This is a genomic window from [Scytonema hofmanni] UTEX 2349 (assembly GCF_000582685.1).
Lineage (GTDB): Bacteria > Cyanobacteriota > Cyanobacteriia > Cyanobacteriales > Nostocaceae > Hassallia > Hassallia hofmanni.
The window spans coordinates 1,957,068-1,978,878 of sequence record NZ_KK073768.1; the positions used below are offsets into that span (position 1 = coordinate 1,957,068).

The following is a 21,811-nucleotide window of genomic DNA, read 5'->3' on the forward strand; positions in this document are numbered from 1 at the left end:
ACCCCTAGCCTCTAAGCTCTATCCGCCAATTTGCGACATGGTGCGAGAATAAACACCGGTTGTTCCCGTGTCGCGTCCTTTAAAGTTGATTTCTGGCTTGATTGCCAATAAATGTCTAACCTGCTCTCGCAATTTGGCGGTGCTGACACCAGCGCGCAGAGCAGTTTTCAAATCAAGTTGCTCGCTTTCATTTAATAAACAAGGACGCAGCCAGCCATCTGCGCTCAAACGCATCCGGTTACAGCGATCGCAAAAACATTCCGACATCTGACTGATAAATCCTAGTGTCCCCTTCGCACCCGGAATTTGAAATATATCAGCAGGTCCGCTACCACAAACTTGCGATTCTGTCAAACCCCAACGTTCGCGGATTTGTTGCCGTAACTCAGCAGAAGAAATCCAACCGCGATCGCCAAATAACTGCGAATTGCCAATGGGCATAAATTCAATAAATCTAACGTGCCATTGTTTGTCAATACTCAAGGCAGCGAGATCGAGAATTTCGTGGTCATTAACACCGGGAATTATCACCACATTCAGTTTGAGCGGATCAAATCCCACATGGTATGCTTGTTGAATGCCTTTCCAAACATCTTCCCATCGAGAACGACCACGATTGCCGATGATTTGGTCAAATATATCTGGGTCGAGAGAATCTAGGCTAATATTAATCCGTCGCAGACCTGCATTGTAAAGGTTTTGCGCCATTGACGCGAGTAAAAAGCCGTTGGTTGTCATTGAGAGGTCTTGAGTTTGGGGGAGAGATGCGATCGCCTTCACCAAATCTACCACACGCGGACGTAACAGCGGTTCCCCCCCAGTCAAGCGAAAGCGCGTAAAACCAACAGGGATAAACACCTCTTGAATTAGAGTGAGTAGTTCCGCATCAGTTAATAGCTGTTGCTTGAGAATATAGTCTAATTCTGCCCCTTCCGGCATACAGTATTGACAGCGAAAATTACAGCGATCGATTAAACTTATCCGGAGGTAATCTACCTGGTTCATAATTTTATAAGTTTTATAGCTTTAATGCAGAATATATACTTTTTGTCAAGCTATAAATACTCGCTTGGGATATAAATTTTACTGACGCTCTTTTAGGCTAACGTGTAAAGTGAAGAGTGCGATCGCTCTTTTCGGAATTTATAGAGATAGGACTTACGCATGGACTACGTATTTCCGTCATTGCGACGCAAGGAAGCAATCTCAAAGTCTTGTTTTTTCGTAACGAGTGCGTAAGTCCTAAGAGAAAAAGAATGCGATCATCATGATAAAACGAACCGCCAAGTACGCCAAGTGCGCCTTCGCCCTTGGCGTCTCCGTTCGCGTAGCGTCTCCGATAGGAGAAGGAGAAGCAATAAGAGTTACAGAGAGTTTTTACGTAAGTCCTGGAGAATAGGAATGCGATCGCATCTGCACTCCCAATACGGTTCGGTTAAGGTGCATAGTCCTTAAAGATCCCCCATTATCCCCCTTAAAAAGGGGGAAATAGAGCTATTCTTAGCCCCCCTTTTTAAGGGGGATAATGGGGGATCGAGTGTTATCCGAACCGTATTGTCTGCACTCCTTTTCTGCTTGATTTACTTTCCGCTAAATAGCCGATCCAAAACATCAATCTTCACTGCCAGATTCACTGCTGGATTGCCCTTACGAGCTTTAATTTCAGCATTATTTAATGCGACAATGTAAAACTCACCATTAATTACACCAATGATTGGTCCACCGGAAGAACCGCCTGTGGTATCACAATCGTGGAATAATATATTTTGATTCTCCTGTACAATACTGCACTTATCCTGAAAACTCGCAGTCCAGCCAGAACCCGCACTCAGAAATTCGTATTTGGGTTTTTTGAGGTTAGGAAAGTCACCAGAATATCCAACGAAGATAAATTTTTTCTGGTTTTTGACTAAAGTCGAAGAAGGCAGAGATTTCCAGCCTAAGTAACCGTATTTTTGTCCGATAGGCTTGTTAAGTTGTATTAATGCCCAGTCGTTTGTCTGATTAGTGACTGGATCATTAGTAAAGTCTGTACCGTATAAAATTTTTTCTGCTAGGGCTGCATCGTTATCATCTTGTAACTCACCGTTGATAACATTGGGTAAAAACACGACTCTCTTACTGAGTTTACGGGTTTTTGGATCGATAACGCAGTGAGAATTGGTGAGGACGACATCTTCAGCAATTAGAGTTCCAGTGCAATAATAACCATTACCTTCAGTTGATTCGCCAACAATACGACCGATCGCAGACCAAGGATATTTGCGGCTAATCATGGGAGTGCGATCGTCCCAGTCTACTATAGCGCGAGTGTCATCATAAGGTTTTTCTGAGCTTGAAAGTTTTGATGGTTGAAATGGTTTACCAGTGCTTTGTATTTTGAATTGACCGGCATTTTGAGCTTTAATGAATTTTGGTGGTGCTGCTGATGGTAGTTTGCGATCGATTCGGTTAATTTGAGCGTTAACTGATGCCCAAGTTGCCACTGTCACCGTTGCGAGAATACCTGCCAAAATACTCGCAGTAGTTAGGTTGTACAAAGATTTTTTAGCCATGATAAATACTCCTTAGTGGTTTAAATTTGTAAAAGTTTGTTAGAGGATGTTTGAAAAGTCTTCTTGTCAGTATCAAAAGGTTCTAGATCCCCCTAAATCCCCCTTAAAAAGGGGGACTTTGATTCCGGTTCCCCCCTTTTTAAGGGGGACTTTGATTCCAGTTCCCCACTTAAAAAGGGGGACTTTGATTCCAGTTCCCCACTTAAAAAGGGGGACTTTGATTCCGGTTCCCCACTTAAAAAAGGGGACTTTGATTCCAGTTCCCCACTTAAAAAGGGGGACTTTGATTCCGGTTCCCCACTTAAAAAGGGGGACTTTGATTCCGGTTCCCCCCTTTTTAAGGGGGGCTAGGGGGGATCAATAAGTGTCTAAAATCACAACTATCCACTTATTCAAACAACATCTTAAATAGATGCACCTTAGCGCCACTCACCTTGTAATGTGAAGGCAGACCAATAATAAGGGTTTTGCCAATTGGAGTCTTGCCACAGCTTGATTTGTGCGGCACGTAAAGCAACTGTAGGCGATTTCCCTTGTTTCAACATTTGTGTGTAAAATTCTGGCATCAATTGTGCTGTCCCTTCGTCGTTAACTTGCCACAAAGACACCGCTACTCGTTCCGCTCCTGCATACATCAAACCTCTTGTCAAGCCTACTAATCCTTCACCATTGACATCTTTGCCTAAACCGGTTTCACAAGCACTTAATACTACTAAATCGGCTGCAAAGTCAAGGTTAAAAATATCACCTAATCGCAGATAACCTCTATCGGCAGGTTTAGCTTGTTTGTCTAGAAACAGAGAAAGAACGATTCCTGATAGTTCTGGGTTATTTGGGTCAGCAAAGCCGTGGGTAGCAAAATGTAAAAAGCGATATTGTGAAAGTTGTTTATTTGTTATCCAGTTGTAGTTAGCATCAAAATCAAAAGCTTGTAGATTATTAGAGGGTACGAGTTTTAAAATTGCTTTTGCTTCAGTTTCTGTACCTTTAATTCTTTCCCAGCCATTGCGATTGAGATTTTTTGCTCCCCGCTTCAAGTCAGATTGTTCAATTTGACCGCGAAGATCAAGGTTATTATTCATGATGGATGATTTGCCAGTGATGCGCTCATCATTAGCTTCAAAAACCGGATCGGCAAGGATTGCGAGGATTTTAGGTGCGGTTTTGCGTCCTTTGAGTTCTTGTCTTTGGGTCGCAATTGTTGTAACCGAAGGCAAATTGACTATTTCATGATTGACTATCAAAGGTTGATAAACTTCTGTGTTGGAAATAGCGTCTTTTGTAGAGACGTTCCGATGGAACGTCTTTACATCATTCAATGCCGCAAAAGGAATCTTCTGTAAACCACCATCAGCGACAATCACTAAACGCTTTTTGCCTAACTTGTCAGCTACAGGTGCAAGGATGATTTTACTAAGTTTGGTTGCATTTATAGCTGTTAAGTTTGCCACTGTCGGTTTTTGCAAGTCGTTTCTAAATTCCGTGACTGCTTTCTCTATCTCTTCGCGTTTGGGGAGTTCGTAGGTGTCGATAGAATTGGGAGTTACAGCCCAAAGATAGCTACGTTCTTCACCCAAGGAATACTCTAATAACAAACTATCTTTATCGAGTTGTTGCTGAATTTGCGGTAACTTCAGGGGTTGGGGATATTGCAGCGCTGCGTATTTCGGGCTATTAGTGCGGATTTTGGTTTGTAATTCTTTTTGTTGATTGAGAAGATTTTCGCGTTCTTTTTTAAAGTTTTCTTGTGCGGTTTCGGTTTGTGGTTTGTTAGATAACTCTTGTAGAAGTTTTCCTGTAGCTTCAATTTTTAATTGCAAGTCTTTTTCTTCTTGAAGAAGTTTGGGGTCAACGTCTTTGCGAATATTTGCCCTTGCCTCAGTTAATAGTTCAATTAAACCACGGGCGCGAGAACTTTCACTGGCGTGGAGTGCTTCGGCGTTATATCCTTTTGATGGGTCTTGTTTGTGCAGTTGCATCAACAAGTCGATGTAGAATTTGTAAACGTCCTGTTGAGAAGCAAAGTAAGATGTTCGCAGGTCTTGGCTATCAACTTTAGTGCGTAAATCTTCGATGATTTTGATCGCTGCTTGAATTTGGGTTAATGCTTGTTGAAGGTTGCCGCGATCGCGTTCTACATAAGCGATATTATAAAGTGTAATAGCTTCCCTTTCTTTATCGCTCACTTGCTGCGATAAGGGTAGTGACTGATTGTAGTATTTTAGCGCTTGTTGCTTCTCGCCTAAATTTGAGTAGACTTTGCCAATATTGTTGAGAGTGCCAGCTTCGAGTCCTTTATTGCCCACTTGCCGCGATAAGGGTAGTGACTGATTGTAGTATTTTAGGGCTTGTTGCTTTTCGCCAAAAGCATCGTAGATTCCGCCAATATTGTTGAGAGTAGCAGCTTCCCCCGCTTTATTCCCCACTTGCCGCGATAAGGGTAGTGACTGATTGTAGTAATTGAGGGCTTTTTCCTTCTCGCCTAAATCGTCGTAGACTAAGCCAATATTGCTGAGAGTAGCAGCTGACTGTGCTTTATCGCCGACTTGCTTCGATAAGGGTAGTGACTGATTGTAATACTTAAGGGCTTGTTGCTTGTCGCCTAAATCTGAGTAAACTACGCCAATATTGTTGAGAGTGCGAGCTGACTGTGCTTTATCGCCGACTTGCGCCGATAAGGGTAGTGACTGATTATAGTAGTTGAGGGCTTGTTGCTTCTCACCTGAATTTGAATAGACTGAGCCAATATTGTCGAGAGTGGTAGCTTCCCCCGTTTTATTGCCCACTTGCCGCGATAAGCGTAGTGACTGATTGTAGTAGTTGACGGCTTGTTGGTTGTCGCCTAAATCTGAGTAGACTTTGCCAATATTGTTGAGGGTGATAGCTGACTGTGCTTTATCGTCCTCTTGCCGCGATAAAGGTAGTGACTGATTATAGTATCTGAGGGCTTGTTGGTTGTCGCCTAAATCTGAGTAGACTTTGCCAATATTGCTGAGGATGGTAGCTTGCGCCGCTTTATTGCCTACTTGCCGCCATAAGGGTAATGACTGATTGTAATAGTTAAGGGCTTGTTGCTTCTGGCTTAAATCTGAGTAGACTTTGCCAATATTGTTGAGAATAGTAGCTTCTTTCTTTTTATCGTCTACTTGCTGCCATAAGGGAAGTGCTTGTTTCCATTTCTCAATTGCCTGCTGCCGAGATTCTGCTGTCCTTTGTTTATACAGTTGTAATCCCTCCTCATAGAGGCGTTCAGCCGCTGCGCGAGTTGCTTCTTGTGAAGTAGTTTCCGGTTTTTGTGCTATCTGCACACTTGTGCTACGAGTCGCTGCCACCGATGACAAAAAGACGCCACTGAGTAATAAAATTAAACTATAGCGCGTAAAACTGGGTAGCAAGCACCAAAAAGTCCGCTGAGATTTTGCACGTTTGTTCATTCTTCAGCCTTTATAAGTTATTCTTCAAATCCCTCTTCAGATCCCCGACTTCTTTAAGAAGTCGGGGATCTAGTTTGCTGCTTGGCAATATAAGCAAATGATTTAATTTACTTCAGTGATTTCTCTGAAGTTTCATTGTTATCTTACAGGCATTCTGAAATAAATATGCGATCCGTTTCTGATTTTGTAACAAGGTGGGGAATCTGACAGAGCGCGTTTTTGAATGCACGGGGATATGTTGGCTTAACATCGCGATGTTTTGCCTTAACATCACGATGTTTTGCCTTAACATCACGATGTTTTGCCTTAACATCACGATGTTTTGTCTTAACATCACGATGTTTTGTCTTAACATCACGATGTTTTGCCTTAACATTGCAATGTGTTAAGCTAACATCGCGATGTTTTGCCTTAACATTGCAATATGTTAAGCTAACGTCGCAATATGTTATGGCATTACAGGGTATTGCTAAACTTAATTTGCGATCGGATTAAGGCAATGCTATAGTTGTCCCGATTTACAATAAATACAAAGTCGGTAATCTGACAAGCGATCGCATTTTTCATTCCAGGGAATGCGATCGCATTGTATCGGGTCACAATCGCATTGCAGAGCGATGTTATGCCAAGTCGAGTTGCGTTCATAGATATGACCTCACCACGCCAGGTGCTACAACGGAGGGAACCTCCGCAACGCACTGGCTCCCCTGCCCCGCTCCTTGTTAAGGAGAGGGGAGATAAAGCATAGCTTTGTTGGGGTGAAGTTACGATGTGCAACTTAATATGAGTTGTGAAACAAAACTTTATAATCACATCAAACAAATGATTCCAGTTCATATAATGGAACGACAAAATTTGTTTTGATGAAGCCATGAAAAGCCGACTGGTTCACACTGAGGATTTATCAACAGAAGATAAGCAAGCTATGTACTCCTTACTTAGCACTTATTTTGAAGGTGTAAAGCAAGATGTTTTTAAGACAGACTTAAGTCAGAAAAACTGGGTAATTCTCCTTAAGGATGAAAAAACAGATCGGCTGCAAGGTTTTTCCACTCTGCTGATGTACAACACCGAGTTTGAAGGGGAAAAATTAAGTGTGGTCTATTCTGGAGACACCATAATGGAACCTAGCGGATGGTCGAGTTCTGCGCTTTCTCGCTGTTGGATAACTTCAGTAAACCAACTTCGCTGCGATTATGCTCAGGGTAAACTATATTGGTTGCTGATTTCTGCGGGATATCGTACCTATCGTTTTCTGCCGATTTTTTGGCGGGAGTTTTATCCGCGATATGATGCAGTTACACCAGTTTATATTTCCTCATTGCTCGAATTTCTTGCAGGCGATCGCTTCGATAACTACTATGACGCAAAAGCGGGAATAGTCCGCTTTCCTCATCCCCATGTGCTGCGAGACTGTCTGCGGGGAATTCCCCCAGAAAGACTGCAAGATCCTCACATCCGCTTCTTCTCGCAACGTAACCCCCATCATCTCCAAGGCGCCGAACTCGTCTGCTTGACAGAAATTTGTGAAGAAAACCTGACAGATGCAGGAAGACGAATGTGGTTCGCTAATTCCCCAATGAAGCAGCAGCAACAGTTTCCAGCAGAATGGGGGATAGAAAAAAATACTCCTCAAGGGAAACCTGCAATACTCTTTTAGACGCTTGGCGATCGCAACATTTTGAAGGCTATTAAATTGGAAATTATATAATCAGCTGCTTCACCAGAAGCGAAAACCTCAACATGAATATCAACTCGCAGATTTTTAGCGCAAGAAGCCAAAAAAAGACTTTCAATAACCCACAGCGCTTTATCGAGGGGTGGTATTGGGTATTACCCTCGCGCAATTTAAGGAAGGGTGAGGTAAAAGCTGTTACTGTTCTCGGTCGCGAACTAGTTATTTACCGAGGTAAAGATAAAAGAGTAATTACCTTTGATGCCTACTGTCCGCATATGGGTGCCCACTTAGCAGAAGGCAAAGTTGAAGGTAATGAATTGCGCTGTTTTTTCCACAATTGGAAGTTTGATGCTGATGGGATTTGTGTTGATATCCCCTGTTTAGGGGAACCGCTGCCGATGAAGTTGAAATCTTGGCACACGGGAGAGAAATATGGGATGATTTGGGTTTGGGCTGGGGAAACTCCACACCAACCGTTACCTTTTGTCCCAGAGTTGGAAGAGGAAGAATGTTACAGCGCTTTAGGTTCTCGCTTCATTAAAAATTGTCATCCCAATGTGGTGATGATTAATGCAATTGACGCTCAACACTTCAATACAGTTCACAATTTGCCGTTAGAAATTGTCTTTCACAAAGACGAACCGAATGAGAATGCAATTACCTTCAGCAATACTACACGTGGTGGTGAGGATTCGTTTTTTATCAAGTTGATTCGTCCTTTCTACAAAAACGCCGTCACCTACAGCATGTGTTATTGGTACGGTAGCACGGGTACAGTGACAGTTGGACCCGACTTTCTGCACTTCCACATCATGTTTACCCTGCGGATGACGGAAGGAGGAAAAGCGGAAGGTCAAACTTTGTTCATTACGAAAAAACGCAAAGGTCTTTTCGGTTGGTTGGTTAACAGAGTTTTGCTATCACTGACGAAGATGGTAGGTGACTACTTTGCTAAAGGTGATACGAAGATTTTCCAAACAATTAAGTTTGAGATCAGAACCCCGATTAAAGCAGATCAATCCATTATGCAGTTTATCAATCATGTGGAAAGACAGAAAGCCCTTTCTTGGGAAACTTGGCTAGAAGCGCGATCGCATCAAGGAGAAATCAGCGATCGCTCAAGATTGCGAGATGAAATGACTAGTGACTGATAAAATCAAAAGGCAGGACTCATTACTTATACCAATTCTTTGTGAGGTTGCGCTTAATAACCCGACGAGTAAACTCGCGGCTACACGTACAAAGCCCACGAAGGTCTCGTCAGATTAAATTTTAAACCCTATTTTCAGGTTAGTCCGCCTAATCGCGGACTTTGTTTGTCTAGCCAAGATTTTAATCGTCGGGGCTTAAATGTTGAACTATAGCGCTTCTCAGTTCGGTGCAATACATCAAAGAATTAAGGAAACGCAGATGAACGCAGATGAACGCAGATAAATCTGTATTTGATTCAAACGAGAAGCGCTAAGTAGTCGGACAAAAATATTTACAGTCATTGCGTAATTAATTCTGTCTGAGTACTTATAACTCAAAACCAATCGACTAATTTCAAATAACTCCTACCCTTTACCCCTCTTTTTCACACAGCCTCTAGAAACTCTAGCTGACAATCCATCTCTACACCGTTAGCAAGTTTTATCCGCACGCTACCAAGTCTAGACGGATACAAATCGACAATGAATATTTGTCCTAACACTTTATGCCGTACTGGTTTATTAGCTATGTAATATTTTGTGGCAGTTTCAATGGTCATAAGAAAATCCTCGATACGGCTGGAAACCACTTGACAATAGATGCGTGGAGGAAAGCCGAACGGCAGTTTTAACTGCTGTGACTCTCCAGGAAGAATATGCTTTGAACAAGCAATCATTTGAAAGTGCATTTTGTGTTAATCGTTTACCAGTGTCTAAACTGTGTAAGCTAATTGTTTTTCTGCTTGGATCTTTTTTAGTTGGAGATTCCTGCCAACCACCGACATAGCAAAATCCAAATTTTGGGTGTTTGATTACTGAACCACGTTTAAACCCGTCGCTAATTGTTCCACCATATCTAGAGCGAATATGCCCCAAAGAGTGCTGTAACCTATGAAGCTGGCGACGATGAAATTCCAAAGGAATAATTTCAATTAGTTCAGTATTTTCAGGCTTTGTATGTCCACTAACAAACCAGTTAGCTAGCACCCATGAATCGACACAATGGGCAGAAAAACTATTGGACAATTTATTTTTAGACTTTTTCAACCCTAAGCTTTGACGCCCAGCGTAAGTGTCGTTTCCTGTACGAGTTTCTAGGTTAGCAAGCCTTTTAAGTTCTGAGTAAAACCACTTTTTACCAACTTCTAAAGGGCTAAAGATTAGGTTCCACTTCCGTCCATTTTTCCAAGTTTTAGCCTTGATGTCCTCAATCACAAAAGTTGAGACAGGAAATATTAACGCCAACCACTTACAAATCCGTAACTTCCATTGCCACCTAGCTTTAGTCGATGGTGGTGAGGCAGTCGCTGTCTTGGCGGTTCCCGTCGATAGCGAACTGCCGAACCCGGAGGGTAATTTTTGTTTGTTTACAAGTCGGTTCTTACGATTCTGTCGGCAAGGGGTATTACGAAATCGCCTAGCACGGCGCATATTACGACGAACTTCCACATGGTCTTTTACCCAATCAACGGCATGAGTTTGGATATTTAGATATGTGTGCATTTTCGACTTTACCGTGAACCCCTCGCGCTTACGCCTTTCTTCAATTCCAACCGCAATTGGTTGAGTATTTCTATTACTTGGTTCTTGATTTAATCGAACACAGAATACCCCCTTTTTAAAGAATGGTGTAGCTTTACCAGATTTAATCCAACGCTTTGCTCTACTAGGTGTCGTTGGCATTAGGGGACGGTTGTTTTGATCAACTACTGGTACAAACATTTACGATAAATCCTATTGCTAGGTATGTATATCCCAGACGCTCCTTCGTCGCTACCGCTTCGCTAACGCTACTTTTTGCCTAAGAGGTTAAAAACTTGGGAAGCATTCTTAACGTTTTGTGGGCTACCACGCCCAGGCAATTCAGTTTAGGCTTTAAACCTGTAAGCTAGACACTTTTTTAGTCTTGTATCGGAAAGGTGGTTAGTCTTTCTCTTACAAGCCGCTGCCTAAGGACAGTCCGTCACCGAACTGCCTCGGCTACAAAACCGTGCGTGAGACTTTCACCTCACACGGCTCCTCAATGATTTGGCTATTGTCATTAGTACCTCTAACAGCTTTATCATCATTTGCTGTTTTTGTATCGTGGCAATGTCGATGAAGTAATTGGAGATTATCTTGTGTGTTTTTTCCACCCTTTGAGCGCGGTTTTTTGTGGTCTATCTCCAATAAATCTCCATTTTTAAAGAACAATTCGCAGTGAGCGCATTTCCCTTTTTGCTTTTTCAAGAGTTTTGATACCCTTGCTGCCACTTCTGGGTGCATTCCCATTCTAGTACTCCAATATATCCAATCTCCGTCGTAAGGGCTGCAATCTCCTCGCACTTTTATGTGTCTAACAATTGGTGTTTCTGAGTGCTTAACAAGACGCATCTTTTTGTTACCCTCTTTCCTGCTAGCAAAGACCCATCCTTCACCCTGGTCAATAAGCCAGTAGCGCTTGGCTATCCAATGGGAGTCTTTTTGTGGATGACGGAAACTTGACCAAGCTTTTAATTGTTGATAGATAAGTTTGTCCATTCCTGAGAGAATTTCCTTACTTACCACCGTGCTGTAGTAGTTAGCCCATCCCCGAATAATTGGGTTTAATCGGCTTATTAGTGCCTCTTGAGGTGCAGCCTTATGGGTTTTGATGACACTACGTAATGACCTAGCATAGAGTTTTATCTTTTTCTTGCTTGGTTTAATGAGGGTTTTAAAACCAAGTAGAGTTCCGTTGTTTTTCCCAGACTGGTATTTTCCAACTGGGTATTGTCTAACGTTGAACCCCAAAAAATCAAATCCCGGTTTTTGTCCTTCATGCTCATTGAGAGTATGAGCTAAACGGGTTTTGCTTGGTTTCAATTCCAATCCCATGCTTTTTAACCATTCGGCAATAATTTCTTGGCATCTTTCGACTACCGATAAATTTTCGTGTAAAATTAGGAAATCATCGGCGTATCGAATCAGGAAGGCATTTTTAGACACCTGCTTTATCCGATTTTCCATGCCATGTAGGGCGATGTTAGCTAATAATGGTGAAATCACACCGCCCTGTGGTGTCCCTTCGGATGTATCAGAAAATATGCCTTTATCTATCACTCCCGCTTTTAACCATGCACGAATTTGTCGGCGTATGGTGGGGAATGTATTCAGTTTGTCCAAGAGTGCCTCGTGGTTGATGCAATCGAAGCATTTCGAGATATCGGCATCCAGTACATACCTGGATTTTTGCGCGATTATTGTAAAAATTGCTTCTATGGCATCGTGGCATGAGCGCCCAGGTCTAAAACCGTAGGAGTTTGGCTCAAAACGAGCCTCCCATTCTGGTTCTATTGTTTGTTTAACAAGCGCTTGTAGCGCCCTGTCGTACATTGTGGGTATTCCTAAGGGGCGTTTTTCCTCACTTCCAGGTTTGGGTATCCAAACCCTTCTGGTCGGTTTGACCTTTCGGTTTAAACTCAGTTTGGATGCAAGTTCTAGTCGTTGTAATGGTGTTAGTGATTTAACCCCGTCTACTCCGGCTGTCTTCTTGCCCTGATTATCCTGAGTTACCTTTCGTACTGCTAAACACTTTGCAGACCAAGACCTCATCAATGTTTTCTGGAGTTTGCGAACTGCCTTGACATCTCCACGCTGAGTGGCTCGATAAATTCGTTTTTGCAACTTGAATACAACACGCTCTAGCTTCCGCCAGTTTGTATCCTTCCATTCCACCATCGGTTTTTGTCTTAGCAAGGGCTTTGACTGAAGCCGTGTATTAGACATATATATTGCTACTTACAACTTTATTTTCCAAATCATCGTGAGTCCGTCAGCATATCTCTGCCATTACAGCAGAGCGTTGGCTTCTGACTCAATCCTTTCCCCTTAATGCATACGGTTAGCACCTACTCAGTATCGACCGACTGAGAGCGTTAAGGGGGTTACTTCGTTCCTGACAACCATTGGTTGAACCTTTAGAGTGATGCTGTCCACCGGGTTTGTGGGAAGTGCTTATTGGTCGGAGACGGAACCGCCAATTCCCTATCCTTTGCCTTTTGGCTCCAGCCTCAACAGTGTTCAGGCATTGCCTTAAATCCTGTTTTCCCGGAAGGGTTAGCCTTTAAGCTGGTTCATGATCACGATGGTTCAAGCGCATCTTCAAGCCGAGGCTTTGCTCATGGGTTCTTGCTAGGCGGGTTTCCAAATTAGGCTTTCAGATACCGCCATGATTCCCCGTTACAATGGTCACTTAGGGTTGCTAACCTCAAGTGTGGGGGACTTGCTGTCACCGCTGCACCTGCGGGAAGGGACTTCTCAAAATATAATTTGAGTCACCCTTATGGTTGTCAAGTTGTCAAGGTTTAGTTGGGATTATTCCCTTCTTTTTCTTGCGGTCATCCCTGAATATTTCTATTCATTTCGACCAACGAATCACAGCTGTCTCTTCAGAGCAGGGTTTGTGACGGAATCTACCTCTAGATTACCTTTATAGTTACACATACTGTAGAGACGTAGCACTGCTACGTCTCCACACCAGAATTCATCCCATCAATCAGCAACAGCGAACACTCTTATATATTTGCCTGCTGCCGTTGATATAGTGACCAATACAAACCCTTATCTTGCAACAGTTGTGAGTGCGTACCACGTTCGGCAATTACACCACGTTCCATCACCAAAATCAAATCGGCACGTTTGAGGGGTGCAAAACGGTGGGCAATTAGAAACACGGTGCGGTTACTAGAAACCTTCTGCAAGTTTTGCAGAACCTGCTGTTCAGTTTCACTATCCAAAGCACTCGTAGCTTCATCTAAAATTAATATTGGTGCTTGTGAGAGAAATAACCTCGCTAAAGCAATACGTTGCCGTTGTCCACCAGATAAAGCTGTACCGCGTTCACCAACATTATTTTCGTAACCGTAAGGCAATTCACTGATAAAATCGTGAGCAACAGCTAGTCTGGCAGCTTCCACAACTTGTTCAGCAGTAATATCAGGATTGCCGAGGCTGATATTTTCCAAGATGGAACCGTTAAATAAAAAGTCTTCTTGGAGAACTACCCCAGTTTGTTGACGCAATGATGCGAGATCGGCACTTTTGATATCAAAACCATCAATCAGGATGCGTCCTGATTCTATTTGATAAAGACGCTGCAACAACTTGGAAAGGGTACTTTTACCAGAACCTGACCGTCCGACAATGCCAACAAACTGTCCTGGTTGAACGTTGAAAGAGATTCCCCGCAGAACCGGTTCAGTATTTTGTCGATAGCGGAAAAAGACTTGCTCAAAAGCGACTTCTCCTTTGAGTTCCGGTAAAACTAGACCAGTTCCGGCTTCAGCTTCTGGCGCAACATTAAGAATATCACCAATTCGGTCAACTGAAAGTAGAACTTGTTGGAGATTTTGCCATAGTTGGACTAACCGCAATAATGGTCCTGTTACCCTCCCAGAAAGCATTTGAAACGCCACCAACTGTCCAATGGTCAGTTTTTGTTCGATGACTAATTTGGCACCAAACCAGAGTATTAGCAGGCTGGAAAAGTTGGTGAGAAAGTCACCGATGTTGCTGCTAATATTGGAGGTGGTGGAGGCTTTGAAACCTGTGCGGATGAAGCGAGCAAATAAGCCTTCCCAGCGATCGCGTGCTACTGGTTCGGCTGCATGTGCTTTGACTGAGTGAATTCCTGTCACCGTCTCAACCAGAAACGATTGACTGTCAGCACTGCGGTTAAATGTTTCGTTCAGCCAACCTCGTAGAATTGGTGTTGAGACAATTGTCAAAATAGCAAACAGCGGCAACACAGCTAAAGCGACTGCGGTAAGTTGAGCACTGTAATAAAACATCAATACCAGGTAAACCACGGCAAAGATGCTATCTAATATGACAGTTAATGCTGTACCTGTGAGAAACTGGCGGATTTGTTCAAGTTCTTGAACCCGTGCTACTGTATCGCCGACGCGTCGCGCTTCAAAGTAAGCTAAAGGTAAGCGCATCAAGTGGCGAAATAGCTGTGCTGATAAACTCAGATCCAGACGACGAGCTGTATGAGTGAAGATAAATAGCCGGAGGATGCCGAGTGCTGCCTCAAATAATGATACTGACAAAAGAGCGATCGCCATCACATCAAGGGTGGGCAAACTTTCTTGCACCATCACTTTATCGATGACAACTTGGGTAATTAGTGGTGTTGCTAACCCCAAAAGTTGCAAAGTAAAAGATGCCAGCAAAACTTCACCGAGCAATCCCTTGTATTTGGCAACTGCGGGAATGAACCAATTGAGGTTAAATTTTTCTTGCTGCTGAATGACTTCTACTTGCCAAAGTTGTCCATCCCAAGCATTTTCGGCAACTGATTGGGAAACACTTTCACAAGTGCGATCGCTCGATTTGGGATTGGCAATAATTAGGCGATCGCCTTTCACCCCATATGCTACCACCCAATTACCTTGTTTCCCTTGGGATTCACCCCACTGCAACAAAGCCGGGAAAGATAACGAACGTAATTCACTCCAACTTACTTGCAAACGTCGCAATACAAAACCTAACTTCTCAGCAGCTTCCGCGACATTTTTCGGTCGTTGTCCTCTAATTTGGCGTTGTACCCATTCCAGTTGCAAGGGATTATCTAACTTTTGCGCCACCATTGTCAAACAAGCGGCGGCTGTGTTTGAGTTAGAAACAAATGGATAACCCGACACATAAGTAGAAGAGTGCGAGAGTGCAGAACTGGGAGAAGAAATGACAGGAGAAAACTCTTCTTCTCTCCTTGTCTCCCCCTCTCCCCCTCTCCTTGTCTCCTCCTCTCCCCCTCTCCCCCTCTCCTCCTTCTCTTCACCACAAAAGAACTGCTCAATTTGTGATGTAGAAAATTCTGCCCAAAGTGCTTTATCCCAGCGAACTACTACTACTTCTTTACTCGCTGCTACAGCTTTAAAATCTACTGAGGATGAGTGCAACTCACCAAACCAATCCCCCGCTTCTAGGGTTGCTAACGGTGTACCGACACCTTCTTCACGTAAGCGGACTTTACCAGAAACAATAAAAAACTGATAAATTCCTTCTTGCTTTGACCAGATTTTTTCCCCAAGCTTGTAGCGACGGGTTTCTGATCGATTTTGCAATTGAGATTGTTGTTCGGGAGTCAGCCAACCTAGGGGAGGTTGATTCCAAGGTAGAGTTGCTAGCACGCTTATATTTAAAGATTCATTGTCCACAAGTTTTAGCTCACTTGCAGCTTCACTGTCAGCTTTTGAATTTTCTCTGCTAGCCATTTCTCAAACAACTCATTTTGTAGTGCTTGCTTTAGTTGAGTATCTTCTAAAGACGCGGGAAGAAATTGTTCTACTCGAAACAAACCGTAACGTCCTTCAAGTTCTATCGGTCCTACCAATTGTCTGGGCTTTGCCATATCAACAGCCGCCCTTAGTATATCCGGCATCGTTCCCCTACTAACAGGTCCCATCATGCCGCTAACTATTTTGTCGTCTGCAAGTGAATATTCTCTTGCCAGTTGCTCAAAACTTGCTCCTTCTTCGATTTGGATTTGCAATTCTTCACTGAGTTCTCGATTATCAACTATTATCCGAGAAAGTACCACCCGATCTAGATAAATTTTACGCTCAATAAAATATTCTTGCAGTTTTGGTTGTGTAACTACAGCTTTAAGTTTTTCTAATTTAAAGCCTAAAGCTACTGATGAGTGAAAGGTAGCGTAATCTGTACCATTATTTTTTAGCCATTCTTGGAAACTCTGGGGGTCTGTGAGTTGGTTTTTCAGCCGAAAGTCAATGATTGTCTGTTCGGTTAAACCCGGGCTGATTTCAATATCTTCTCGCGTGCCAATTTCTTGCTCAATGACGTGCTGGCGAAGAATATCGCTCATAAATTGTCCCAGTTTTCCAGAGGCTTGGAGATATTTTACTGCTTGCTGGATAGAAATTGTCTGGTCATCTACTACCAAAAATGATGAATTTTCCATGAAGTGGTTACGTAAATTCAACTATAAAAGTATACTGAGATTTGGAAATCAATCTGGCATATTTTGAACTTGGTTAACTGCCAATTGTAGTGTAACCTCACTCTATAAAATATTTAATGAGTAAACATCTAAGTTAAATTAGGTAAATCTTCTCTTTGAGACGACAAAACAGCCATTCCCAGGATAATGTTCGTTGTTTGCTATTTCCATATCGCTGCTGACAAAATGAAGGGCGATCGCGCTCACTTAATAATCGCACTTCAGATATCCGCAGATTTCCAGCGACATCTTCGTAAGTGTAATCCCCTGGTTTTCCTGCCAAGAATAACTCATCTTTATCACTCTAGGGGTAAAGGGGAAAGGAAAAAAGGGAAATGTTGAAGTAAAAATAGACCAATCGACTAATTTCAAATAACTCCTACCCTTTACCCCTTCCCCTTTCCCCTTTCCCCCCCTCTGCCTTATGTCCTTTGATAATCTCTGCAAACTATTGGCAGAAACTTATCCGGCTAATTTTGCTACTTGGTTGTTAGGGGAAACACCTGCATCCATCTTTTTCAAGGTGAAAGTATGCGAGAGTCTGTAATTTATCAAGATATTTTTCAACAAGGTGAATTAAAGCTTGTTCTGCGGGAGCTAAATCGACGGTTGGGAACTATTCCGGCTGATTTACAAGTTCAATTCAAACTCTAGAAATTGCGTCTACAGACTTATCCAGATTAAGGCGAATATCATTGCAGCGATCGCACCAATTAATGTATTCAATATATTGACGACTTCGTTAGTTAACCATGTATATTTAGATTGCAAAGTCGCGCCAATGACACTTTCTATGTTAGTGGCAATAAAGGCTGCCAGAATACACCAAACTACACCGAGTATATTAATTAAACCGATACCCCAAGCAAGAAAGGCGATCGCAGCAGAAGCAAGCATTCCAGCAAGAGTTCCTTCTAAGCTCACCGCTCCTTCTGTCCCCCGTGGCACTGGTTGCAGTGTAGTAATCAAAAAGGTGCTTTTACCATAAGCTTTACCAACTTCGCTAGCGCAGGTATCAGAAAGTTTGGTGCTGAAACTAGCAACAAAACCTAATAGGAGGAGCGATTGAGGATTGGGGAATGCGGACTGAGAAATTGAAATAAATCCCCAATTTATTAACCCGATTGCCAAAGCACACAACGCTCCAGTTAAAGCTGAACCCCAAACGTTTTCTGGACCTCTTGCCCCAGAACGCTTTTCGGCAATTCCCTCTGCTTCTTTTTGCTTCATCCCAATACGTGTAACCGCAGAACCAACAATAAAGTAGAACATTACTACTACATATCCTTGCCAGCCAAGGGTTCCCCAAAGCAGCACACCCAAAAACCAAGCGTGCAGTAAACCAGCTGGGGTAAGCAGTTTTTTGGGAGCAATAAAAACTATGCCTAATAAAACCGTATTCAATCCTGCTCCCACTAGCCACGGATTTAAAGAAGAAATAAAAGAAAGCATTAAATACATCACCCGTCGTTTTGGCAAAACATTAACACTATAACCATTTTAGAGATGAAGCGCGTCCATAGCAGCTAAACTATACTAAGATGCTATTTGATCAGCATCTTGAACAATTTTGTCTAAATCATTCGCCTAAATGAAGAGTTTAACGCTCTTGCGATCGCACTTACAACATCCCCAAAGCGATCGGTCTCCCTAATCTGCCATAAACAAAAAGCGATCACTTGAGTGCGATCGCTCTTTACAAACCCTATCTCTTACCATAAAGCAGGCTTTGATAGAATTAGGATAAGTCAGTAGTTGTGCTTGAACGAATTATGCCAGAGATTACAAGGTTCTACGGAATTGTGATAAAGGTGTTTTTTGGGGATCACCCTCCGCCTCATTTTCATGCAATCTATGGTGATTACAATGCCTTAGTAAGCATTGAATCACTGGAAATCATTGAAGGAGATTTGCCAAGTCGCGCTCAGAAATTAGTTCTAGAGTGGGCAACTTTATACCAGCAGGATCTTTTACAGATGTGGAATACTCAAGAGTTTCGTAAACTACCTCCTCTAAAGTAGAGTAAAAATAGTATGAAATGTCCTCGAATTTGCCAAGCAAAAGCAATTGATGATCGCACCTTGGTAATTGAATTCACCAATCACGAAGTCAAGAAATATGATATTGTCCATCTTTTAGAAAATCCCATGTTTGCTCCACTTCGTCAACCTGCTTTTTTCAAGAACTTTAAGATTGAGCAAGGGGGTTATGGGATTGTGTGGAATGAAGATATTGATCTGAGTGAGTATGAGCTTTGGAAAAATGGCATGACGGTAGCAGAAGGTGATCGCTCAGTTACCGTGTAGGATCGCAACTGGGTTTTTGTATTATTTGTAATTGCGATCGCTCTCTGGTTTAGAGTATAGCGGCTGAGGGGGCGACATTTGAAAAGGTGCCGTACTTTCGTCGCTAACGCACCCTACTCCTGAATCAATATAAGTTATTTTCATTACCCTCTATCCTGTAGCCCACCTCTGCGACTGGCAAGTTCTTTTTCTATTTCATTTTCATCTAATAAATGTTTACCATAAGCAACAATAAGAGCGCGAATTTGCCGCAAACGTTCTCCCAAGGGGGCTTTGTTTCCAGATTTTTTCAAGTGAAGAAATTCGACAAAATCTAGAACTTCTTCTTGTTTTTCTTTGTCAAGCGATCGCCATTTTGCTAATAATTCTTGTTCTGGACTCATTTGTCTTCACCTTTGAGTGTTACTACTTTTATTGTCTCTTATGGTACTTTCATTCTAAAAGCTCTACTTCCCCATAGCGATCGCATTTACAACCCAACAAAGCTTTGTTCGATAAATTGTAAGTATCAACACAAGGCGCCAATTATGAACCAAATATTATTTCATCTCGCTTTCCCGGTTACTGACATTGCCCAAACCAAGATATATTATGTCGATGGGTTGGGTTGCGTTGCTGGTCGCGAAAATAAGCACGCGCTGATTCTCAATCTCTATGGTCATCAATTGGTAGCACACATGACCAAAGAACCTTTAACACCCCAACGCGGTATCTATCCCAGACACTTTGGGCTAATTTTTAGTGCTGAAGGTGATTGGGAGGATTTATTAAGGCGATCGCAACAAAGAGAGCTACTTTTCTTTGAAGAAGCCAAACACCGCTTTGTCGGTTCTCCTCTAGAACACCGCACTTTCTTTTTAGAAGATCCTTTTCATAACTTAATGGAATTTAAGTATTATCGTTACCCAGAAGCGATTTTTGCAAGTTCTGAATATGCCCAAATTGGCGACCGGAATTAATTGGTGCTGTTAATGCTTCTGCTACTGCTGCTAAACAGCGTGAGTCGGTTAACATCCAAGGGTGCAGCCTTGATGGTACTATCACCTCTGTTCCTAGTGGAAGACGCGAACTATCTGCCGGCACAATCATTAAATCATACGGTGTCCAGATTGAGGTAAAATTCAATTGCTTTAACATGGCTACGTCACTATTCAAATCTTGGAGAAATGCGCTGTTAGGACGCATTTGCAAGCATCCAGGACGTAGGGAAGCATAAGCGATCGCAGTCCCATTATGGGGCGAAGATATTGTAATAAACCGCTGTATGCGATTAATTCCCCCCAGTCGCTGCACATAGTAACGGCTGATAATTCCCCCCATGCTAAAACCAACTATATCTAGTGGTTGTTCTGCGGCAAAGGTATCGGCAATATAATCAGCAACTTGCTGTGCCAATTTTTCCAGACCAAAATCACCATTATTCGGGATTAAATCTAAAGTATACACAGACCATCCCCGCTTTCTCAGGTAGGTCGCCATTGTCTGGAAAACTTGCCCCGTATCGTTAATACCATGTACCAATACCACGGTATTGCGTTGCTGCGTCTCAGTATTCATATCCAAAATATGTCTAATCTTATCTAATTATGTAGAAATTTTAACCGAGGGCGATGGCGATCGCCCTAACAGACTATGACACTCACTCTACTGGTTCACAGGCAACCAATTTCGACAGTCAGTTACTTAAGTTTTCGTGCAGAATATTAATTTTTGTTAAGTCAACTTTCAGAAACTTGCTCTCAGTTACAATAAAATTTAATAATAAATTCTCAGCACACAGAGTTGCTCCGCGAGTTGCGAAAAAGAGTTGAAAACGTTTGTCCTATACTCTTATTAGTTAGAATGTAGATCGGCACAGACGGATGAGGAATGTCACATACTCACGGTGACACCAGTAAATCGGTCAGTAAACAAAATTTTCATAAAATGTAACATTTTGACGTAATTTTTCACAATTGCGTTGGGTTTCCAAATATAAAGAGCAGGAGTAATTGTAATGTTCGGATTTATCAAAAACTTAATCGCGGGAATTCTGGGTTTTATTACTGGGCTATTACCAGGTAAGAAAAAAGACAACGGCTACTTTTTAGAGTTAGACGAGGCAAAGAGTATCAAGCCGTTAGAGACTGTTAAAGAGGCAGCAAAAGAAGTAGCAGCAAACACTCAAAAAGCAGCAGAAAAAGTTGCAACTGAGGCTAAAAAAGCAGTCGAAACAGTTGTATCTGATTCTAAAAAAGAAGTGGAAACAGTTCCATCAAAAGCCGCAGCGTCATCGAATGGAACAAAAGCTGCTGCTTCTAAAGCCGACTCCAAGTCAGTCAAAGCTTCTAAAAATGGCAAGGCTCCTAAGGCTGAACCTAAACCAGAGCTAACACCCGCAGCCAGCAAAGTTGCGAAGATACCAACTGAAACTACTTTTGCTCCCAAGTACCTAGCTCCTTCGGCTACAAGCTCTAACGGTCGTCGTCGTCCTGGTGCAAACATGACTTCTTTCTTGGACATGGCACGGAGTGTGAAAACTCCTGGTTAACCCTTGACAAATATCAGTCCGCTATATAAATGAAATGCTGGGTCCCAATTAGTCTTTTCCCTACGAAATAGGTGAATGTGAGACTGAATTTGACCCAGCATTTCTGTTTGATCTAATAAGGAAAACGTTGAATA

20 protein-coding genes and 1 pseudogene are annotated in these 21,811 nt (G+C 42.5%); 7 read left to right on the plus strand and 14 right to left on the minus strand.

The window, feature by feature from the left end:
* Nucleotides 1–18: 18 nt before the first annotated feature.
* The 4 genes from moaA to TOL9009_RS45590 form a co-directional block, all read right to left on the minus strand.
* Nucleotides 19–1,005, minus strand: a complete 987-nt coding sequence (gene moaA, locus TOL9009_RS0113815) for a GTP 3',8-cyclase MoaA (RefSeq protein ID WP_029633333.1) — start codon at nt 1,003–1,005, stop codon at nt 19–21.
* A gap of 575 nt (nt 1,006–1,580) precedes the next feature.
* Nucleotides 1,581–2,555, minus strand: coding sequence for a trypsin-like serine peptidase (locus TOL9009_RS0113820; protein ID WP_029633334.1), 975 nt, complete (start codon nt 2,553–2,555; stop codon nt 1,581–1,583).
* A 419-nt stretch (nt 2,556–2,974) separates the two neighbouring features.
* On the minus strand, nt 2,975–5,989 hold the full coding sequence (locus TOL9009_RS0113830; RefSeq protein WP_029633336.1) for a CHAT domain-containing tetratricopeptide repeat protein: 3,015 nt from the start codon (nt 5,987–5,989) through the stop codon (nt 2,975–2,977).
* A 456-nt stretch (nt 5,990–6,445) separates the two neighbouring features.
* Nucleotides 6,446–6,634, minus strand: a complete 189-nt coding sequence (locus tag TOL9009_RS45590; RefSeq protein WP_144238228.1) for a hypothetical protein — start codon at nt 6,632–6,634, stop codon at nt 6,446–6,448.
* A gap of 226 nt (nt 6,635–6,860) precedes the next feature.
* Here TOL9009_RS45590 and TOL9009_RS39090 point away from each other — a divergent pair, with 226 nt between their 5' ends.
* Together TOL9009_RS39090 and TOL9009_RS0113845 are read left to right on the plus strand one after the other, a co-directional pair.
* Complete coding sequence (locus tag TOL9009_RS39090) at nt 6,861–7,649, plus strand: hypothetical protein (RefSeq protein WP_051502892.1); 789 nt, start codon at nt 6,861–6,863, stop codon at nt 7,647–7,649.
* Between the two features lie 83 nt (nt 7,650–7,732).
* Nucleotides 7,733–8,818, plus strand: a complete 1,086-nt coding sequence (locus TOL9009_RS0113845; RefSeq protein WP_029633338.1) for an aromatic ring-hydroxylating dioxygenase subunit alpha — start codon at nt 7,733–7,735, stop codon at nt 8,816–8,818.
* A gap of 425 nt (nt 8,819–9,243) precedes the next feature.
* Here TOL9009_RS0113845 and TOL9009_RS47270 read toward each other — a convergent pair whose 3' ends face one another.
* The 6 genes from TOL9009_RS47270 to TOL9009_RS45595 all read right to left on the minus strand — a co-directional run bounded on the left by TOL9009_RS47270 (nt 9,244) and on the right by TOL9009_RS45595 (nt 17,124).
* Entirely contained in the window at nt 9,244–9,417 is a 174-nt protein-coding gene (locus tag TOL9009_RS47270; protein WP_186227553.1) for a hypothetical protein, read from the minus strand.
* On the minus strand, nt 9,407–10,579 hold the full coding sequence (locus tag TOL9009_RS39095) for an RRXRR domain-containing protein (protein WP_084763214.1): 1,173 nt from the start codon (nt 10,577–10,579) through the stop codon (nt 9,407–9,409). Before TOL9009_RS39095 ends, TOL9009_RS47270 begins: the two co-directional genes overlap by 11 nt.
* A gap of 258 nt (nt 10,580–10,837) precedes the next feature.
* Complete coding sequence (gene ltrA / locus TOL9009_RS0113860; RefSeq protein WP_029633952.1) at nt 10,838–12,604, minus strand: group II intron reverse transcriptase/maturase; 1,767 nt, start codon at nt 12,602–12,604, stop codon at nt 10,838–10,840.
* A 788-nt stretch (nt 12,605–13,392) separates the two neighbouring features.
* Nucleotides 13,393–16,095 (minus strand): peptidase domain-containing ABC transporter, encoded by a 2,703-nt coding sequence (locus TOL9009_RS0113865; RefSeq protein WP_029633340.1) that lies wholly within the window; start codon nt 16,093–16,095, stop codon nt 13,393–13,395.
* Complete coding sequence (locus TOL9009_RS0113870) at nt 16,044–16,802, minus strand: peptidylprolyl isomerase (protein ID WP_029633341.1); 759 nt, start codon at nt 16,800–16,802, stop codon at nt 16,044–16,046. The genes TOL9009_RS0113865 and TOL9009_RS0113870 overlap by 52 nt, the downstream gene beginning before the upstream one ends.
* Nucleotides 16,803–16,935: 133 nt before the next feature.
* Entirely contained in the window at nt 16,936–17,124 is a 189-nt protein-coding gene (locus TOL9009_RS45595) for a hypothetical protein (protein WP_144238229.1), read from the minus strand.
* Nucleotides 17,125–17,372: 248 nt separating this feature from the next.
* Here TOL9009_RS45595 and TOL9009_RS45600 point away from each other — a divergent pair, with 248 nt between their 5' ends.
* Nucleotides 17,373–17,495, plus strand: a complete 123-nt coding sequence (locus tag TOL9009_RS45600) for a DUF4351 domain-containing protein (RefSeq protein ID WP_144238230.1) — start codon at nt 17,373–17,375, stop codon at nt 17,493–17,495.
* Between the two features lie 9 nt (nt 17,496–17,504).
* On the opposite strand, the gene TOL9009_RS0113880 is transcribed toward TOL9009_RS45600, so the two are convergent.
* Complete coding sequence (locus TOL9009_RS0113880) at nt 17,505–18,293, minus strand: TIGR00297 family protein (RefSeq protein WP_029633342.1); 789 nt, start codon at nt 18,291–18,293, stop codon at nt 17,505–17,507.
* A gap of 320 nt (nt 18,294–18,613) precedes the next feature.
* Here TOL9009_RS0113880 and TOL9009_RS0113885 point away from each other — a divergent pair, with 320 nt between their 5' ends.
* Together TOL9009_RS0113885 and TOL9009_RS0113890 are read left to right on the plus strand one after the other, a co-directional pair.
* Nucleotides 18,614–18,862 carry a DUF4160 domain-containing protein gene (locus tag TOL9009_RS0113885; protein ID WP_029633343.1) on the plus strand — a complete coding sequence of 83 codons (249 nt, stop codon included), beginning with the start codon at nt 18,614–18,616 and terminating at the stop codon, nt 18,860–18,862.
* A 12-nt stretch (nt 18,863–18,874) separates the two neighbouring features.
* Nucleotides 18,875–19,147, plus strand: a complete 273-nt coding sequence (locus TOL9009_RS0113890; RefSeq protein WP_029633344.1) for a DUF2442 domain-containing protein — start codon at nt 18,875–18,877, stop codon at nt 19,145–19,147.
* 143 nt (nt 19,148–19,290) lie between these two features.
* Here the strand turns inward: TOL9009_RS0113890 and TOL9009_RS0113895 are convergent, their stop codons facing one another.
* Nucleotides 19,291–19,530, minus strand: coding sequence for a hypothetical protein (locus TOL9009_RS0113895; protein WP_029633345.1), 240 nt, complete (start codon nt 19,528–19,530; stop codon nt 19,291–19,293).
* A 144-nt stretch (nt 19,531–19,674) separates the two neighbouring features.
* Between TOL9009_RS0113895 and TOL9009_RS0113900 the strand changes: the two genes are divergently transcribed.
* Nucleotides 19,675–20,106, plus strand: a complete 432-nt coding sequence (locus TOL9009_RS0113900) for a VOC family protein (protein WP_029633346.1) — start codon at nt 19,675–19,677, stop codon at nt 20,104–20,106.
* On the opposite strand, the gene TOL9009_RS0113905 is transcribed toward TOL9009_RS0113900, so the two are convergent.
* Nucleotides 20,036–20,704 (minus strand): esterase/lipase family protein, encoded by a 669-nt coding sequence (locus TOL9009_RS0113905; RefSeq protein ID WP_029633347.1) that lies wholly within the window; start codon nt 20,702–20,704, stop codon nt 20,036–20,038. The genes TOL9009_RS0113900 and TOL9009_RS0113905 overlap by 71 nt on opposite strands.
* Before the next feature lie 439 nt (nt 20,705–21,143).
* Between TOL9009_RS0113905 and TOL9009_RS0113910 the strand changes: the two genes are divergently transcribed.
* The gene (locus TOL9009_RS0113910) at nt 21,144–21,677 is read left to right on the plus strand and encodes a hypothetical protein (protein WP_029633348.1); all 534 of its coding nucleotides are present in this window, start codon (nt 21,144–21,146) and stop codon (nt 21,675–21,677) included.
* On the opposite strand, the pseudogene TOL9009_RS49320 reads toward TOL9009_RS0113910, so the two are convergent.
* Nucleotides 21,674–21,799: pseudogene (locus TOL9009_RS49320) on the minus strand (tetratricopeptide repeat protein); the annotation flags it as partial. The gene TOL9009_RS0113910 and the pseudogene TOL9009_RS49320 overlap by 4 nt on opposite strands.
* Nucleotides 21,800–21,811: the final 12 nt, after the last annotated feature.

Coding starts and splice junctions, on each gene's coding strand:
- TOL9009_RS0113910 (WP_029633348.1), top strand. CDS start 21,144: ATGTTCGGATTTATCAAAAACTTAATCGCGGGAATTCTGGGTTTTATT.
- ltrA (WP_029633952.1), bottom strand. CDS start 12,604: ATGTCTAATACACGGCTTCAGTCAAAGCCCTTGCTAAGACAAAAACCG.
- TOL9009_RS0113820 (WP_029633334.1), bottom strand. CDS start 2,555: ATGGCTAAAAAATCTTTGTACAACCTAACTACTGCGAGTATTTTGGCA.
- TOL9009_RS0113905 (WP_029633347.1), bottom strand. CDS start 20,704: ATGAATACTGAGACGCAGCAACGCAATACCGTGGTATTGGTACATGGT.
- TOL9009_RS39090 (WP_051502892.1), top strand. CDS start 6,861: ATGAAAAGCCGACTGGTTCACACTGAGGATTTATCAACAGAAGATAAG.
- TOL9009_RS47270 (WP_186227553.1), bottom strand. CDS start 9,417: ATGACCATTGAAACTGCCACAAAATATTACATAGCTAATAAACCAGTA.
- TOL9009_RS0113830 (WP_029633336.1), bottom strand. CDS start 5,989: ATGAACAAACGTGCAAAATCTCAGCGGACTTTTTGGTGCTTGCTACCC.
- TOL9009_RS45590 (WP_144238228.1), bottom strand. CDS start 6,634: ATGAACGCAACTCGACTTGGCATAACATCGCTCTGCAATGCGATTGTG.
- moaA (WP_029633333.1), bottom strand. CDS start 1,005: ATGAACCAGGTAGATTACCTCCGGATAAGTTTAATCGATCGCTGTAAT.
- TOL9009_RS0113890 (WP_029633344.1), top strand. CDS start 18,875: ATGAAATGTCCTCGAATTTGCCAAGCAAAAGCAATTGATGATCGCACC.
- TOL9009_RS45600 (WP_144238230.1), top strand. CDS start 17,373: ATGCGAGAGTCTGTAATTTATCAAGATATTTTTCAACAAGGTGAATTA.
- TOL9009_RS39095 (WP_084763214.1), bottom strand. CDS start 10,579: ATGTTTGTACCAGTAGTTGATCAAAACAACCGTCCCCTAATGCCAACG.
- TOL9009_RS0113880 (WP_029633342.1), bottom strand. CDS start 18,293: ATGCTTTCTTTTATTTCTTCTTTAAATCCGTGGCTAGTGGGAGCAGGA.
- TOL9009_RS0113895 (WP_029633345.1), bottom strand. CDS start 19,530: ATGAGTCCAGAACAAGAATTATTAGCAAAATGGCGATCGCTTGACAAA.
- TOL9009_RS0113870 (WP_029633341.1), bottom strand. CDS start 16,802: ATGGAAAATTCATCATTTTTGGTAGTAGATGACCAGACAATTTCTATC.
- TOL9009_RS0113885 (WP_029633343.1), top strand. CDS start 18,614: ATGCCAGAGATTACAAGGTTCTACGGAATTGTGATAAAGGTGTTTTTT.
- TOL9009_RS0113865 (WP_029633340.1), bottom strand. CDS start 16,095: ATGGCTAGCAGAGAAAATTCAAAAGCTGACAGTGAAGCTGCAAGTGAG.
- TOL9009_RS0113900 (WP_029633346.1), top strand. CDS start 19,675: ATGAACCAAATATTATTTCATCTCGCTTTCCCGGTTACTGACATTGCC.
- TOL9009_RS0113845 (WP_029633338.1), top strand. CDS start 7,733: ATGAATATCAACTCGCAGATTTTTAGCGCAAGAAGCCAAAAAAAGACT.